Genomic DNA, 14,044 nt, shown 5'->3' with positions numbered 1-14,044 from the left:
AGACTGTGCTTCGGATCGACCGACCTGGACGATCGACCGAGAGGGATGCCATGGCACAGCGACGACCACTCGCCGAGACGCGGCAGCTGCTCGTCGACGCGGCGATCCGGGTCATCGCGCGGCAGGGCGTCGCCTCGGCGTCGACCCGGGCGATCACGGCCGAGGCCCGGGTGCCCCTGTCGGCGTTCCACTACGCGTTCGACTCGTACGACCACCTCATCGACCGCGTCATCGAGTCGGTGACCGAGGGCGAGCGGGCCATCGCCGTCGCGGCCGTCGAGATCGACTCCGACGTCGACGCCGACCTCGAGACCGTCGTGCTCCGGGCCCTCGACCTGTATCTCGACGTCCTGGCCGCCCACCCCGACCAGCAGCAGGCCCTCCTCGAGCTGATGGCCTACGCCCAGCGCACGCCGGGCCTCGAAGGCCGTGCCCGCGACTACTACGCGAGCTCGTTCGCGCTCGCCGAGGGCGCGCTGGCCACTCGGGCCGGCGTCGAGTGGACGGTGCCGCCGGCCGAGATCGCCCGGCTCGCGATCGTGCTGCTCGACGGCCTCACGACGACCTGGCTCGCCGACCGCGACACCGAGGCGGCCCGGCGCACCGCCCGGCTCGCCGCGGCGAGCCTGGCCGGCTGCGCCGCGCAGCGGGTGCGGGTGTGAGCGCCGACGAGGTCACCGTCGAGGCGACGGCCGCCGCCCTCCGCGCTCCGGTCGGCCGCCGCTGGATCCAGCTCTTCTCGCTCGCCTGGTTCGGCATCTGGATCGCGCAGCTCACCCCCATCCAGCTCCTGCTGCCCGAGCAGGTCGCCGCCGTCCTGAATCTCGACCCGGCCGACTGGGTGGCCAACGTCGTCGCGTTCGGCGTGGTGTCGGCGATCGCCGGCGTCTTCGCGCTCGTGGCGTACCCGCTCACCGGTGCGCTGTCCGACCGCACCCTGTCGCCGTTCGGCCGGCGTCGGCCGTGGATCGCCGCGGGAGCGGTGCTCTTCGCCATCGGACTCGTGCTGCTCGGCGTGCAGTCGTCCATCGTCGGGGTCACCGTGTTCTGGGTGGTGACGCTCGTCGGCTTCTGCGTGCTGACGGCGGCCCTGACGGCCGTGATCTCGGACCAGGTGCCGGTCGGCCAGCGCGGCACGATCTCGGGATGGATGGCGGCGCCGCAGCCGGTCGGCGCGCTGGTGGGGCTGCTCGCGGTGCTCGCGCTCGGGCTGTCGCTCTTCGCCGGCTACGCGCTCGTGGCCGTGCTGCTCGTCGTGTGCGTGGCGGCGTTCGCGGTGCGGATGCCCGACCGGGTGCTGGCCCGGAGCGAGCGGCCGCGGCTGGGGGTGGCCGAGTTCCTGCGCGGATTCTGGATCGACCCGAGGAACCACCCGGATTTCGGCTGGACGCTGCTGAGCCGCGTGCTCGTCAACTGGGCGAACGCGCTCACGACGACGCTGCTGCTGTACTTCCTGATGTTCGGGCTGACGCTGCCCGAGGGCGACGCCGAGACGGTCCTGCTCGTGACGACGGTGATCTACAGCGTGTTCTCGGTGATCGCGTCGCTGTGGTTCGGCGGGCTGTCCGACCGGCTGGGCCGCCGCAAGATGTTCGTCGTCATCACGGCCGTGATGCAGGCGGCCGCGGGGATCCTGCTCATCGCCGCTCCCTCCGAGCCCATGGTCTATGTGGCCGGGGCGCTGTCGGGCTTCGGGTTCGGCGCGTTCCTCGCAGTCGACCAGGCCCTCGCCACCGAGGTGCTCCCGTCGGCCGTCGACCGCGGCAAAGACCTGGGCATCATGAACATCGCCTACGCGATCCCGCAGGCCCTGGCACCGCTCGCCGGCGCCGGTCTCGTGGTCGCGGTCGGCGGCTTCTGGCTGCTCTTCGTGGCCGTCGGCGTCTTCGGCATCGCCGGCGCCGCGGCCCTCGCTCCCGTGAAAGGGGTCCGCTGATGCTGACGACGATCGACGACCGCGCTCTGGCGTTCGTCAACCTGCACGGGGTGCTCGGAGCACTCGGCGAGCTCTGCGCCCGAGTGCCCGAGGCCCGCGCCCTGGTCGAGAGAAACGATCGGCCGACGTCGATCGGATTCGCCGTGCGCGGGGGGCCGCGAGCCGCCCTGCGCTTCGCCGACGGCGGGGTGACCGTCGACCCCGCGACCGGCCGGGGCACGATCACGCTCCCGTTCGCGGGGCCCCGCGCCTTCAACAAGGTGGTCGCAGGAACCGCGACACCCATCCCGGTCACGGGTCTCCACCGCATCCCCTTCCTCACCGGGGTCTTCGCGCCCCTGGCCGAGCTCCTCACGAGATACCTCCGGCCCTCCGCCGACGACCTCGCCGACGAGGCCTTCCGCGACACGAGCACGGTCCTCACCCTCGTCGTCGCCCTGGGCGCGGTCGCCGAGCTCGCGACGCACGACCGCAGCGGACGAGCCAGCGCGAGCCTCATGCCCGACGGCGATCTGTCGGTGCGCATCGGCGACGCCGTCTCGTACACGCTGCGCGTCGCCGACCACCGCCTGACGTTCGTCGCCGCCGAGTCGCCGTCGCCCCGCGCGATCCTCGCGTTCGCCGACATGGAGGTCGCCCGAGGCATCCTCGCGGGCGACCTCAGCGCGCTCGCCTGCGTCTGCGACGGACGCCTCGCCATGAGCGGCTACGTGCCGATGGTCGACAACGTCAGCCGCATCCTCGACCGCGCCGGTCAGTACCTCTCGTAAAGGACAACGCATGAGCATCTCGACCCCCGCCAAGCCGTTCACCACGGAGCCCTACAAGTACCCGAAGAGCCGCGCCGCCTTCGCCCGCGCCACCGCCGTGATCCCATCCGGCATCTACGGCCACCAGGGGCCGTCGGAGGGCTGCTACATCCCCGAGGACGCCTTTCCGCGGTTCTCGTCGCGCGCCGAGGGCACCCGCTTCTGGGACCTCGACGACAACGAGTACATCGACTACATGTGCGGCTACGGCCCCAACGTGCTCGGCTACAACGACCCCGACGTCGTCGCCGCGGCCGAGGCGCAGCAGCGTCAGGAGGACGTCGTCACGATCCCCTCGTCGATCATGGTCGACTTCGCCGAGCTGCTCGTCGACACCGTCGCCAGCGCCGACTGGGCGTTCTTCGCCAAGAACGGCGGCGACGTCACGACCCTCGCCGTGATGACGGCCCGGGCCGCGACGCACCGCAAGAAGATCGTCTTCGTCAAGGGCTACTACCACGGCGTCGCACCCTGGACGCAGAAGCTCGACTACCCCGGGGTGCTCGAAGAGGACGTCGCGAACAACCTCACGGTGCCGTTCAACGACCTGGCCGCTCTCGAGACGACCCTGCGGGAGCACCGCGGCGAGATCGCCGGACTCATCGCCCAGCCGTACATGCACGGCAACTTCGTCGACAACGAGCTGCCCGCCGACGGCTACTGGCAGGCGGTGCGCCGCCTCTGCGACGAGCACGGCGTCGTGCTCATCGTCGACGACGTGCGTGCCGGGTTCCGGCTCGACCTCGCCGGCTCCGACCACTTCTACGGCTTCCGTGCCGACCTGATCTGCTTCTGCAAAGCGCTCGCGAACGGCTACAACGTGTCGGCGCTCTGCGGCCGCGACTCCCTGAAGGACGCCGTCAGCAGCATCACCTACACCGGCAGCTACTGGATGAGCGCCGTGCCGTTCGCGGCGGGCATCGCGTGTCTCACGAAGCTCCGGGAGCTCGACGCGCCCACGCTGTTCCGGTCGCTCGGCGAGCGGCTGACCTCCGGCCTGGTCGCGGGTGCCGCCGACCACGGGCTCACCCTGGCGACCTCCGGCGAGCCGGCACTGTTCTATCTGCGGCTGGCCGACGACGACTCGCTGATGCTGCACCAGCAGTGGGTCGCCGAGTGCGTGCAGCGCGGGATGTTCATCACATCGCACCACAACCACTTCATCAACGCGGCGCTCACCGAGGCGGACGTCGACCGCTCGCTCGAGATCGCGCACGAGGCGTTCGGGATCGTGGCCGCACGGCGCTAGGCGGTGGTGCGGGCGCCGGTCAGTGGACGATTCCGCGCTCCAGGCGCCCGGCGAGGTGGTCGACGATCGCGAAGGCGATCGGCTCGACGAGCGGGCCGGGCCGGTGCTGCGAGGCGTTGACGTCGAAGCGCTCGCGGAAGCCGGTCGTCCACGGCTGGTCGACGATGGGGCCGGCGCTGTGACGGCCGTCGGCGGGAGCCGACCAGCGCCACAGGAGCTGCCCGCGACGGTTGACCTCGACGTCGCCCGGCCCGGGCCCGACGACGATCGGGGTCGGGCGAACGCAGATGACCGGGGCGTCCGGCCGCGGGGGAGGGTCGATGCCGAAGGCGGAGCCGGTGAGCATCGTGTAGGGCAGGGCCACGCCCCGCGTCGTCAGGGCGAACAGCTCCAGCGGCCAGCACGCCGCGACGGCCTTGTACACGCCCGCGCGGGCCTCCATGACGGTCGGGACCGGCTCGATCCCGCGCCTCCGCAGCGCGATGGCCGTCTCGGCGAGGAGCAGCTCGAGGGCCCACGAACCCGCCTGCTCATCGGTCTCCTCGGGCACGGCGACGACGTTCCGCCGCGGCCGCGCGAAGCGCTCGATGGCCTCGTCGAGTTCGGTCATGGTGCTCCTCTCGCGGGCCACCACGCTATCGGGCGGAGCCGGGCGCGAGAAGAGGCTCGGCGGCGGGGCGCCAGTTCCTGCGCCCGGAGCGGGACGGGGGCAGGGCTACGCTGAGCCTGTGACGACAACGGCGGCGCCCACCACGGACTACCCCGACCGTCTCCGGTACGGAGCCATCGCGGCGCTCGCCGGCACCGGCTTCGTCTACTTCACCGCCGAGACCCTGCCGGTCGGGCTGCTGCCGCAGATCGCGTCGGGGCTGCAGGTGACTCCCGCGCAGGTCGGGCTGCTCGTCACCGTCTACGCCGCTTTCGCGGCGGCCGGGGCGATCCCGCTGACCAGCCTCACTCTCAAGGTGCCGCGGCACGTGCTCATCGCCTGCCTCGTCGCCGCGTACGTCGTGTCGCAGACGGCCGCCGCCCTGGCGCCGACCTTCCTGGTGCTGGTGATCGCGCGGATCCTGACCGCGCTGGCGCACGGGGTGTTCTGGTCGGTGATGGCCCCGGTCGCCCAGCGGCTCGGGCCCCGCGGGCAGGGCGGCAAGGCGGCGTCGCTGGTCATGGCCGGGACGACCGTCGGAATGGTGCTGGGCGTGCCCATCACCACGCTGCTCGGCCAGGCCGTCGGCTGGCGCGCCGCGTACGGGGTGCTCGCCGGGGCCGGGACCGTGGCGCTCGTCGGCGTGATCGTCTTCCTTCCGAAGACCCCGGTCACCCGCGCTCAGGCCGCCTCGAGCATGCGGTCGCAGTTCTCCGCCGTGCGCCGGCTGCTCGGCTCGCGCGCCATCACGCTCGTCTGCGCGGTCACGACGCTCGGGTGCCTCGGCCACTACGCCGCCTACACGTTCACCGCGCCCATCGTGGAGCGGAGCGGGCACATCAGCGGATCGGGCCTCAGCCTGCTGCTGCTCGGCTACGGCGCGATGGGGCTCGCGGCCACAGTCGTCGTCGGGCGGATGGTCGATCGGCGCCCCGGTGCGGCGCTGATCGGCTGCTTCACGGCCGTCGTGCTCGCCCTGGTCACGCTCTCGATCACCCGCAGCACCGTCGTGACGGTCATCGCCGTGCTGGTGTGGGGCGCCGGATTCTCGTCGGTGCCGCTCATCGTGCAGCAGACCGCGATGCGCGTGGCGCCGCAGGCCCGCGACTCGGCGTCGGCGATCCGGCAGAGTGCCGCGCAGATCGGCATCTCGAGCGGCTCGCTGGTCGGCGGGGCCATCCTCGCGGCCGGCGACGTGCGCTTCCTCGCCCCGTTCGGCGCCGTCGTGATCGGCGTGTTCACCATCGTCGTGATCGCCAACCGGTGGCTGTTCCCGCTCAAGCAGGACCCGTCGCTTGCGCCCGTCACCGGCGAGATCGGGATCATCGGGGCGCCGCACGACGCCTAGGGCGACGCCCGCTGCCCGCCTGCGGGCGGGCCTTGGCTCGCACCACGATCGGGACTCCGCACCGCAGAGAGTCGTGGTGCCGAGTCCCGATCGTGGTGCGGGGAGTCCGCGCACGGTGAGGCCCACGATCGGGACTCCGCACCGCAGAAAGTCGTGGTGCCGAGTCCCCGATCGTGGTGTGCTGCGAAGCCCGCGTGGTGCCGAGTCCTGATCGTGGTGCAGCACGACGCGCACGCGCTACGCCACGGGGCCTAGGCCCGCGCGCGACGCCGCGGCGACGTCACGACGAGCAGCACCAGAGCGACGAGCACCCCGATGACCGTCTCGACGAGCCGGTCGGCGATGAGCGTCCCGAGCGGGGCGGGCGACGCCAGGTGCACCATGATCAGGGCGAGAGGCGTGACGGCCATGGTCGCCAGCGCGTAGTTGCGGAGCACGAACAGCTCGGCGAGCAGCTGGGCCACGCCGACGGCGGCGATCAGGACGCCCAGCGGCGGGTCGGCTCCGATGAGCGCGGCTGCGAGCAGCACGCCGACGACGGTTCCGACGAGGCGCTGCGTGCCGCGGCCGAACTTCGCGCCGAGGGTGGCCCCGGTGAGCGGGACGGTCGCAGCGACGGCCGCCCAGTACGGGTGTCCGATACCGACGCCCGTGGCGATGGCTCCGGCGACGAGGGGGCCGACGACGTACCGCACCATCTCGAGCCGAGCGCCCGGTGCCGCGAGCACGGCGCGCAGGGGCACGATCTCGCGACGGGGGTGCTTGGTGGCGCGAGACGGGGGCAGGATCCGGCCGACCTGCCCGACCACGATCGCCAGCGCCGCGGCCCCGAGCGGCAGGGCGGCCGCCAGCACGAGGTCGGCCGGCGCGTGGCGGAACGACGACGTGCTCCCCGCCGCGAAGACGAGGAACAGCGACGGCACCGGGAGCAGGCCGACGCGCTTCGAGACGAGGAGGCCGACGAGCGAGAGGGCGGCGATCGCGCCGACGGCCAGGAACGAACCCGGTGCGACGACCCCGACCGCCGTGCCGACGAAGACGGCCAGCGAGAGGCTGAGGCCGGCGACCGCCTGCTGGTAGAGGCGTGCGGAGTAGGTCGCGTGGCGGCCGAAGACGCCGGCCATGGCGCCGAACGTGGCGTAGAGCGTCAGGTCGGCGTGCCCGGTGAGGGCGAGGGTCGCGATCGGGATCGTGATGACGATCGCCGCGCGCACGGCACCCCAGTGCGCGCGGTTGTGCGGGAGGACCGACAGGAGCTCGCGCCGCCACTCGGAGACTGCTCCGCCTGGTGCTGTGCTCGAGCTCACCCGCTCCCCGCCTCTCGATCAGTTATAAGAACATAATCATCCTACGCCCGGAGAGGCTGATCGACAACGGCGAGATGGCCCTCGCCGTCGGTCCGGGCACGCCGGGCCGACGGCGAGGGCCATCTCGCGAGAAGGAGCGCCTAGCTCTCGCCGCCGACAGCGGGCTCGCCCACGAACGAGTGCGACTCGCCCGCGAGCTCCGGCCACAGCTCGACGTCGGCGATCGAGACCCAGCCGGCTCCGTCGGCGTGCGCCTTCGCGACGCCGCGGGCGACGAGGTCGTCGCTGCGGTCGGCCGGGAGCTTGATGACGATCGAGTCGCCTTCGAGGTAGAGGAAGAGCGTGCCGCGGGCCAGAAGCCCGTCGTCGGTCACGGTGACATCGTCGTCCTCGTCCTGGCTGAGGTCGAGGACGAGCTCGTCGTAGGCGTCGGAGATGTCTGACATGAGGGGCTCCTGAGGTGTGAGGCGGACCTCGCCAGTATGGCGCGATCGGGTCGCGGCCGCCTGCTCACGCCACAGGGGTCCGCGACCTCCTCGCGCGCACGACGCCGCTGACGACGATCGGCAGGACCGAGACCGCCACCACCAGGATCGACAGCACGTCGATGTGCGTGCGGACGAACGGGATCCGACCGAGGATCACGCCGAGGATTGAGACGCTGGCCGTCCAGATCGAGGAGCCCGCGAGGTTCCAGACTGAGAAGCGGCTGTACCGGTACCGGCTCGTGCCTGCGGCCAGCGGCACGTAGGTGCGCACCACCGGCACGAATCGGCCCAGGATCAGCGCCGCGCCGCCGTACCGCGCGAAGAAGGCCTCGGCCTCCTCGAGGTGCTTCGTCTTCAGGAGGCGGGCGTCGGGCCTGAACAGGCGGCGCCCGAAACGGTGTCCGAGCCAGTAGCCGACCTGGTCGCCGAGGGCGGCTGCGACGAAGGCCACGACGATGACGAGCCACACGGGCACGCCGATCACGCCGCTCGCGGCCAGCAGCCCGGCGGTGAACAGCAGCGAGTCGCCGGGAAGGAAGGGGAACAGCAGCCCCGACTCGATGAACACCATCACGCCGAGGCCGATGAGCACGGCGGGGCCGAGCGAGGTCAGGAAGGACTGCGGGTCGAAGATCACGGCCTGATCCTGAATCGGCGGCTCTCAGAAACGGTGAAGAATCGGCCGCGTGAAACACTGTGGCCATGCCCGAGACCTCCCGCCCCCGCGTCACCATGGACGACGTCGCCGCGGCCGCCGGGGTGTCGCGCTCGCTCGTCAGCATCGCGTACCGCGGTGTCGCGGGTGTCAGCGACGAGACCCGCGAGCACATCCTCGCCGCGGGCCGAGCGCTCCGGTACCGCCCGAACACGGTGGCCTCGCGCCTGGCGAGCCGCACCGGGAGGTCGCTGGGGCTCTTCCTTCTCGATCTGCGCAACCCCGTCTTCGCCGACATCTTCGACGGCGTCAGTGCCGTGACCGAAGAAGCGCGTGCCCACCTCGTGCTCGGCGTCGGCGACACCGCGGGCACCCGCGACCGCCCGGCGCTCGAGACGCTCCTCGGCGCGCGGGCCGACGTCGTCCTCGCGGCCGGCGCGGTGCTCTCCGACCGCGAGCTGATCGCGCTCGTCGGCGCCGACCGCCTCGTCAGCGTCGCTCGTCGAGTGCCCGGCGTCGACAGCGTCTACGCCGACGACCTGGCGGGCGCCCGCCTCGTCGTCGACCACCTCTACTCCCTGGGCCACCGCAGGATCGCCCACCTCGCCGTCCCGCCCACCGACGGCCGCACCGACCGCCGCGCCGGCTACGAGGCGCGGATGCACGAGCTCGGGCTGACGCCGCAGGTCGTCACGGCGGTGCCGACACTGGAGGCCGCGCTCGCGGTGGCGACCCCGCTGCTGGGCGGGCCGGGGCGCCCCACGGCGGTGTTCGCGAACAACGACCTGGCAGCCCTCGGCGTCGTCGAGGCAGCCGGGCGTCTCGGCCTGCGGGTGCCCGACGACCTCTCGGTGGTGGGCTACGACGACAGCCCGCTCTCGGGGCTGCGGGCGGTGGGCCTGACGTCGGTCGACCAGCACGCGCTCGAGCTCGGGAGGCGGAGCGCGGAGGCCGCCCTGTGGCGGCTCGAGAATCCGGCCGGGGAGGTCGTCGACGTGTCGCTCTCGCCGCGGCTCGTGGTGCGGTCGTCGGCGACCGCCCCGAGTTCCTAAGCCGTGTTTGTCATGACATGAGCGGCCTGGTATTGTCAAACTAGAGCGCTCTAGTCGTGCTCGCCGCGAACGGCGGCCTGAATCGAAGGAGCTTCAATGGCGCAGGAACTCGGCATCGGACTCATCAGCGTGGGCTGGATGGGCCGCCTCCACTCGCGGGCCTACCGCGCCCTCCCGGACCACTTCCCCGAGCTCGACGTGTCGCCCCGCTTCGTCGTCGCAGCCGATCCGGTGCCTCAGGCCGCCGCCGAGGCCGTGTCGCGCCTCGGCTACGAGCGCTCGGTGAGCGACTACCGCGAGGTGCTCGCCGACCCCGCCGTCGACGTCGTGTCGATCTGCTCGCCGAACTTCCTGCACCGCGAGATGGCCGTCGCCGCCGCCGCCGCGGGCAAGCCGTTCTGGATCGAGAAGCCGATGGGGCGCTACGCATCCGACTCGCGCCAGATCGCCGATGCGGTCGCGAGCGCCGGCGTCATCACCTGCGTCGGCTTCAACTACCGTCACGCCCCGGCGATCGAGCACATGAAGAAGCTCGTGAGCGACGGCCGCCTCGGGCGCATCACCAACGTGCGCGGCACCCTGCTCGCCGACTACTCGTCGAACCCGCTGGCGCCGCTGACCTGGCGCTTCGAGCGCGAGCAAGCGGGCTCCGGAGTGCTCGGCGACCTGCTGTCGCACGGCCTCGACCTCGCGCAGTACGTCGTCGGCCGGATCGCGAGCGTCTCGGCGATGGCCGAGACGTTCATCACGGAGCGCCCCGTCCCGGCGGCGGGCGTCGTCGACCGGTCGGCCGCCGGATCGGGCGAGCTCAAGCGGGTCGAGAACGACGACTACGCGGCGCTGCTGATGCGGTTCGAGAACGGCGCCGTCGGCACGATGGACTCCAGCCGGATCATGCGGGGCCCGCGCGCCGAGTACGCGCTCGAGGTCTACGGCACGCTGGGGTCGGTGCGGTGGGACTTCCAGCGGCTGAACGAGCTCGAGGTGTGCCTGCCCGACGACTCCGAGGCCGGCGAGTACGGCTACTCGACCGTGTACATGTCGCCCGGGCACGGCGAGTTCGGGCGCTTCCAGCCGGGCGGCGGAACGGGCATGGGCTTCGACGACCTCAAGACGATCGAGGCGGCGCAGTTCGTGGCGTCGGTGCTCTCCGGCACGCAGATCGCGCCCTCGGTCGCCGACGGGCTCGCGGCGGCCGCCATCGTCGAGGCCGCCGAGAAATCCCTCGCCGACGGCGCCTGGCACGACGTGCCGTCCGTCGACGGGCCGCTCACGTACGCCGCGCCGGCCCCCGCCCTCTGACCGGGCTGCCCTGGCGAGGGCCGGTCAGGCGTAGATCTGCGACCACTCGTCACGCTGGCGCAGGAACTCCCGGGCGGCGTCCTGCGCGGCCTCCAGCGAGTGGTTCGAGCCCCAGCCGCACTGCGTCTCGTTCGCGGCCGGAACCTCCGTCGCCGCGAGGATGTCGGTCAGCGTCTGCTCGATGAGCGTGTAGACGTCGTCGACCTCGGGCGTGCCCTCGAGCAGCAGGTAGAAGCCGGTCTGGCAGCCCATCGGCGAGAAGTCGATCACCTTCGACGAGTGGTTGCGCGAGTGCTCGGCGAACAGGTGCTCGAGCGAGTGCACGGCCTTCATGTCGAGCCGCGAGACGTTCGGCTGGGCGAAACGGAGGTCGTACTTCGAGAGCGTGTCGCCGCCCGGCAGGTCTTTGTGATCGGCGAGCCGGACGAACGGCGCCTTCACGATGCGGTGGTCGAGGTTGAACGACTCGACGTTCATGCGCTTTTCTTCCATGGGACGAGCCTACGCACCGTCGGTGTGCGCGGGAACGACGATGCGCTCGATCAGGGCGAGAATGCGCGGGATGTCGATCCGGTCGTCGAGCAGCCACTGCACCTGCAGGCCGTCCGACGCGGCCATGATCAGCGACGCGAGGTCGTCGAGGTCGACGCCGGGGGCGATGCCGCGCTCGGCCAGGTCGTGCTCGAGAGCCGCTCGCGTGGACTCGCGTCCCCTCTCGAATCGGTCGGTGAAGAACTCGGTCGCGACCTCGTGACCCGGCTCGACGGCGGACGCCATCATCACCGTGTGCAGGCCGACCAGCCCCGGCACGTTCTTGTTGTGCTCGGCGATGACCGTGGTCCGCTCGAGCACGCCGTCGATGTCGGCGATGGCTTCGGCGCCCTGGAGGTCGCGCTCGCGCAGCACCTCGACGAGCAGAGCCTCCCGCGACTCGAAGTAGTGCGACAAGGCCGCGTGCGAGACGCCGATCGCCTCGCCGATGGCCCGCAGGGAGGTGCTCTCGAAGCCCTTCTCGGCGAACACCTCGAGGGCTCGGTCGAGGATCTCGCGTCGGCGCTGGACGCCCTTCGGGTATGGGCCTCGGGTGGTCATGTCCCGAGAGTAGCCGTTCAGCGCGGTCCCCTCGCAGAAAAACATCCACGTGGAGGTTTTCGGTGCTACGGTCGTCGCGACGGCCACAGGCGCGCGTCCCGGGCGAAGACGCCCGGCTCACTCTGGGAGAACCGATGGACATCTCGCTCCAGCTCTACACAGTCAATTCCGCCCTCGAGTCCGATCTCGACGGCGGCCTCGCCCGCCTCGCCGAGATCGGCTTCACGACGGTCGAGGCCTTCGACTTCGTGCGACGCGCGCCGCAGCTCGCGAAGGCGTTCGGCGCCCACGGCATCACCGCGGCGACCGGCCACGCCTTCCTGGTGCAGTCCGAGATCCCGCTGCCCGACGGCACGACGATGACGGCCCCCAGCCGCGCCGAGACATTCGGAGCCGCGGCCGAGCTCGGCATGACGACCGTCATCGACCCGTTCGTCGGAGTCGACGAGTGGTCGACCCTCGACGGCGTGAAGCGCATCGCCGACGCTCTCAACGCGGCGTCGATCGACGCGGCGAAGGAGGGGCTCCTCGTCGGGTACCACAACCACGACCACGAGCTCCGGTCGATCATCGAGGGCAAGCCAGCCCTGGCCGTGCTCGCCGAGCTCATCGATCCTGCCGTGAAGCTCGAGGTCGACCTCTACTGGGCGACCGCCGCGCACGTCGACATCGCCGAGTTCGTCTCCGGGCTGGGCGAGCAGGTGCTCGCCGTCCACGTGAAGGACGGCCCGATGGACCGCGAGATCACGACGGCGAACGTCCCGACCGACCAGGTCTCGGCCGGCCGGGGCGACGTGCCGCTGGCCGCCGCGCTGGCCTCGAACCCGCACCTGAAGTACGCCGTCATCGAGTTCGACGGGTTCCAGGGCGATATCTTCGACGGAGTCCAGGGCAGCTTCGACTGGCTGACCGCGACGATCGCCGAGATCGACGCCGCCGGCACGAAGGCGAGCGCCTGATGCCCGGCACCGGCAGGGTCGGAGTCGGCTTCATCGGAGCCGGCATGATCAGCGACGCCTACCTCGCCAACCTCACGCGCTTCCCCGATGTCGAGGTGCTGGTGATCGGCGACATCGACGCCGAGCGCGCGGCCGCGCAGGCCGCCAAATGGGGCGTGCCCCGCTCGGGCACGGCCGACGACGTGCTCGCCGACCCCGACGTCGAGATCGTCGTCAACCTGACCATCCCGGCGGCCCACGTGGCCGTGTCGACGAGTGCACTCGAGGCCGGGAAGCACGTCTGGAGCGAGAAGCCGATCGGCGTCGACCGCGCCACGGCGAAGGGGCTCGTCGAGCTCGCCGCGAGTTCCGGCCTCCGTCTCGGCATCGCACCGGACACCGTGCTCGGCGCCGGCTGGCAGGCCGCCAAGCGCGCGATCGAAGGCGGCATCATCGGCACGCCGCTGACCGCCGTGACGAGCATGCAGTGGCAGGGGCCCGACCTCATGCACCCCAACGCCGACTTCCTGTTCGCGAAGGGCGCCGGCCCGCTGTTCGACATGGGCCCGTACTACTTCACGGCGCTCGTGCACCTGTTCGGTCCGATCGAGTCGGTCGCGGCTTTCGGCACGAAGGCGCAGGCCACCCGCACGATCAAGGAGGGCCCCCGCACCGGCGAGGTGTTCCCCGTCGAGGTGCCGACCCATCTCAGCGTGCTGTCGTCGTTCGAGGGCGGGGGAGCGGCGCAGAGCCTGCTCAGCAACGACACCGCGCTGTTCCGCCACGGGGTCTTCGAGGTCAACGGCACCGAGGGCACGATCGTGCTGCCCGACCCGAACACCTTCGGCGACACCCCGATCAAGGTCGTGCGCCCGCTGACCGGGATCACCGGGTTCCCGATCGAGCAGGACTGGGAGACCCTGCCCGACGTCGGCGAGGTCTTCGGCCGCGGACTCGGCGTGCTCGACATCGCCCGGGCCATCCGCGGCGGCGGAGTCCACGTCGCCACCGGCGAGGTCGGCTACCACGTGCTCGACACCATGGTCGCCGTCGAGGAGAGCGTTGCCCGCCGTGAGTACGTCGACGTCGAGAGCACCGTCGGCCCCGTGCCGTCGCTGCCCGAGTCGTTCGATCCGCTCGCGGCCACCCTGTAGCGCCGCGCCCGCGGCGCGGTGCCCGCGGCCCTGCCCGCGCGGCCCCGCGCTTTTGGGGCTCCGGC

The 14,044-nt window shown here is 71.7% G+C and carries 15 protein-coding genes; 9 read left to right on the top strand and 6 right to left on the bottom strand.

Translation table 11 applies throughout. The features are described 5' to 3' along the window. Positions 1–50: 50 nt before the first annotated feature. From AC07TY_RS10990 to AC07TY_RS10975, 4 genes are read left to right on the top strand one after another with little or no spacing between them, the layout of a single operon-like run. Complete coding sequence (locus AC07TY_RS10990; RefSeq protein ID WP_494785369.1) at positions 51–662, top strand: TetR/AcrR family transcriptional regulator; 612 nt, start codon at positions 51–53, stop codon at positions 660–662. Beyond that, on the top strand, positions 659–1,936 hold the full coding sequence (locus AC07TY_RS10985) for an MFS transporter (protein WP_494785368.1): 1,278 nt from the start codon (positions 659–661) through the stop codon (positions 1,934–1,936). The genes AC07TY_RS10990 and AC07TY_RS10985 overlap by 4 nt, the downstream gene beginning before the upstream one ends. After that, complete coding sequence (locus AC07TY_RS10980; protein WP_494785367.1) at positions 1,936–2,706, top strand: hypothetical protein; 771 nt, start codon at positions 1,936–1,938, stop codon at positions 2,704–2,706. Before AC07TY_RS10985 ends, AC07TY_RS10980 begins: the two co-directional genes overlap by 1 nt. 10 nt (positions 2,707–2,716) lie before the next feature. Then, the gene (locus AC07TY_RS10975; RefSeq protein ID WP_123506398.1) at positions 2,717–3,994 is read left to right on the top strand and encodes an aminotransferase class III-fold pyridoxal phosphate-dependent enzyme; all 1,278 of its coding nucleotides are present in this window, start codon (positions 2,717–2,719) and stop codon (positions 3,992–3,994) included. 19 nt (positions 3,995–4,013) lie between these two features. Here AC07TY_RS10975 and AC07TY_RS10970 read toward each other — a convergent pair whose 3' ends face one another. Further along, complete coding sequence (locus AC07TY_RS10970; RefSeq protein WP_494785366.1) at positions 4,014–4,604, bottom strand: hypothetical protein; 591 nt, start codon at positions 4,602–4,604, stop codon at positions 4,014–4,016. 118 nt (positions 4,605–4,722) lie between these two features. Here AC07TY_RS10970 and AC07TY_RS10965 point away from each other — a divergent pair, with 118 nt between their 5' ends. Continuing rightward, a complete protein-coding gene (locus tag AC07TY_RS10965) occupies positions 4,723–5,991 on the top strand; it encodes an MFS transporter (protein WP_494785365.1) in 1,269 nt (422 codons plus the stop codon). Between the two features lie 251 nt (positions 5,992–6,242). On the opposite strand, the gene AC07TY_RS10960 is transcribed toward AC07TY_RS10965, so the two are convergent. The 3 genes from AC07TY_RS10960 to AC07TY_RS10950 form a co-directional block, all read right to left on the bottom strand. Continuing rightward, positions 6,243–7,298, bottom strand: a complete 1,056-nt coding sequence (locus AC07TY_RS10960) for an FUSC family protein (RefSeq protein WP_494785364.1) — start codon at positions 7,296–7,298, stop codon at positions 6,243–6,245. A gap of 140 nt (positions 7,299–7,438) precedes the next feature. Next, positions 7,439–7,744 (bottom strand): hypothetical protein, encoded by a 306-nt coding sequence (locus AC07TY_RS10955; RefSeq protein ID WP_123506395.1) that lies wholly within the window; start codon positions 7,742–7,744, stop codon positions 7,439–7,441. 64 nt (positions 7,745–7,808) lie between these two features. Then, on the bottom strand, positions 7,809–8,423 hold the full coding sequence (locus tag AC07TY_RS10950) for a DedA family protein (protein WP_494785363.1): 615 nt from the start codon (positions 8,421–8,423) through the stop codon (positions 7,809–7,811). Between the two features lie 65 nt (positions 8,424–8,488). Here AC07TY_RS10950 and AC07TY_RS10945 point away from each other — a divergent pair, with 65 nt between their 5' ends. Both AC07TY_RS10945 and AC07TY_RS10940 read left to right on the top strand, forming a co-directional pair. Further along, a complete protein-coding gene (locus AC07TY_RS10945) occupies positions 8,489–9,493 on the top strand; it encodes a LacI family DNA-binding transcriptional regulator (RefSeq protein ID WP_494785362.1) in 1,005 nt (334 codons plus the stop codon). Between the two features lie 96 nt (positions 9,494–9,589). Further along, the gene (locus AC07TY_RS10940; protein WP_494785361.1) at positions 9,590–10,795 is read left to right on the top strand and encodes a Gfo/Idh/MocA family protein; all 1,206 of its coding nucleotides are present in this window, start codon (positions 9,590–9,592) and stop codon (positions 10,793–10,795) included. 24 nt (positions 10,796–10,819) lie between these two features. Here the strand turns inward: AC07TY_RS10940 and AC07TY_RS10935 are convergent, their stop codons facing one another. Both AC07TY_RS10935 and AC07TY_RS10930 read right to left on the bottom strand, forming a co-directional pair. After that, on the bottom strand, positions 10,820–11,287 hold the full coding sequence (locus tag AC07TY_RS10935) for an S-ribosylhomocysteine lyase (protein WP_123506393.1): 468 nt from the start codon (positions 11,285–11,287) through the stop codon (positions 10,820–10,822). A 9-nt stretch (positions 11,288–11,296) separates the two neighbouring features. Further along, entirely contained in the window at positions 11,297–11,887 is a 591-nt protein-coding gene (locus AC07TY_RS10930; RefSeq protein WP_494785360.1) for a TetR/AcrR family transcriptional regulator, read from the bottom strand. Positions 11,888–12,021: 134 nt separating this feature from the next. Here AC07TY_RS10930 and AC07TY_RS10925 point away from each other — a divergent pair, with 134 nt between their 5' ends. Continuing rightward, positions 12,022–12,846: a sugar phosphate isomerase/epimerase family protein gene (locus tag AC07TY_RS10925; RefSeq protein WP_494785359.1), complete on the top strand. Its 825-nt coding sequence runs from the start codon at positions 12,022–12,024 to the stop codon at positions 12,844–12,846. Beyond that, on the top strand, positions 12,846–13,979 hold the full coding sequence (locus AC07TY_RS10920) for a Gfo/Idh/MocA family protein (RefSeq protein WP_494785358.1): 1,134 nt from the start codon (positions 12,846–12,848) through the stop codon (positions 13,977–13,979). Before AC07TY_RS10925 ends, AC07TY_RS10920 begins: the two co-directional genes overlap by 1 nt. The last annotated feature ends 65 nt before the right edge of the window (positions 13,980–14,044 follow it).

It is taken from the genome of Frondihabitans sp. GW821-FHT04F02 (genome assembly GCF_059420045.1).
The sequence above is the reverse complement of the archived record's forward strand: the minus strand, read 5'-3'. Positions and strand labels throughout refer to the sequence as shown.

Bases quoted from the DNA above. Each gene is read 5' to 3' on its own strand.
- AC07TY_RS10990 (WP_494785369.1), top strand. From the start codon at position 51: ATGGCACAGCGACGACCACTCGCCGAGACGCGGCAGCTGCTCGTCGAC.
- AC07TY_RS10980 (WP_494785367.1), top strand. From the start codon at position 1,936: ATGCTGACGACGATCGACGACCGCGCTCTGGCGTTCGTCAACCTGCAC.
- AC07TY_RS10975 (WP_123506398.1), top strand. From the start codon at position 2,717: ATGAGCATCTCGACCCCCGCCAAGCCGTTCACCACGGAGCCCTACAAG.
- AC07TY_RS10970 (WP_494785366.1), bottom strand. From the start codon at position 4,604: ATGACCGAACTCGACGAGGCCATCGAGCGCTTCGCGCGGCCGCGGCGG.
- AC07TY_RS10955 (WP_123506395.1), bottom strand. From the start codon at position 7,744: ATGTCAGACATCTCCGACGCCTACGACGAGCTCGTCCTCGACCTCAGC.
- AC07TY_RS10945 (WP_494785362.1), top strand. From the start codon at position 8,489: ATGCCCGAGACCTCCCGCCCCCGCGTCACCATGGACGACGTCGCCGCG.
- AC07TY_RS10940 (WP_494785361.1), top strand. From the start codon at position 9,590: ATGGCGCAGGAACTCGGCATCGGACTCATCAGCGTGGGCTGGATGGGC.
- AC07TY_RS10935 (WP_123506393.1), bottom strand. From the start codon at position 11,287: ATGGAAGAAAAGCGCATGAACGTCGAGTCGTTCAACCTCGACCACCGC.
- AC07TY_RS10930 (WP_494785360.1), bottom strand. From the start codon at position 11,887: ATGACCACCCGAGGCCCATACCCGAAGGGCGTCCAGCGCCGACGCGAG.
- AC07TY_RS10925 (WP_494785359.1), top strand. From the start codon at position 12,022: ATGGACATCTCGCTCCAGCTCTACACAGTCAATTCCGCCCTCGAGTCC.
- AC07TY_RS10920 (WP_494785358.1), top strand. From the start codon at position 12,846: ATGCCCGGCACCGGCAGGGTCGGAGTCGGCTTCATCGGAGCCGGCATG.